The organism is Geminicoccus harenae, assembly GCF_019800005.1.
In the GTDB taxonomy this organism is placed as follows: domain Bacteria; phylum Pseudomonadota; class Alphaproteobacteria; order Geminicoccales; family Geminicoccaceae; genus Geminicoccus; species Geminicoccus harenae.
Genome location: NZ_JABGCL010000253.1, coordinates 1 through 568 on the forward strand (window position 1 = coordinate 1; position 568 = coordinate 568).

Annotated in this window: 2 protein-coding genes; one reads left to right on the forward strand and one right to left on the reverse strand. The window is 66.7% G+C overall.

Annotated features, from left to right (window positions below):
• Positions 1-251: transposase (locus tag HLA95_RS27810; protein WP_222185222.1), on the reverse strand; the 251-nt coding region annotated here is incomplete at its 3' end.
• A gap of 114 nt (positions 252-365) precedes the next feature.
• Here HLA95_RS27810 and HLA95_RS27815 point away from each other — a divergent pair.
• Positions 366-568 (forward strand): transposase (locus HLA95_RS27815; RefSeq protein ID WP_222185011.1); only part of this gene is annotated, 203 nt, incomplete at its 3' end.

Genomic DNA, 568 nt, shown 5'->3' on the forward strand with positions numbered 1-568 from the left:
AAGCCTCGGTCAGGTCCGCCCGCGCCCGTTGTCCGCGCCGTCTGCGAATCGATCACCGCAGCGGAAGGCTCCCGATCTCGGCCCTCCTTCTCGCGCGTATGCTCACGCAACCGATCGTGCATGCGCCGCAGCGTGCCGTCCTTGCGCCAGCGGGTCAGTTGCGAGTGCACGGTCGGCCATGGAGGAAAGTGGCGCGGCAGCATGCGCCACGCGCAGCCGGAACGGACCAGATAGAAGATGGCCTCAGCCATGACCCGGCGCGGCCACTTCGGTGGGCGCCCTAGGTAGGGAACTCAAACAACCTTCTGCAGGTTCATGGCTTTTGGTCGACTGATCAGGGACGCAGGCTGAGGAGGGTATGGCGGATGGCACATCTGTACTGGCTGTCGGACGCGGCCTGGGCGCGGATCGAGCCGCATCTGCCCCATGGCCGGCCAGGACGGCCCAGGGTCGACGATCGGCGGGTGATCAGCGGGATCCTGCACGTGCTCAAGACCGGCTGCCGTTGGCGGGATGTGCCGCCAGACTACGGCCCCGCCACGACCATCTACAACCGCTACAACCGATG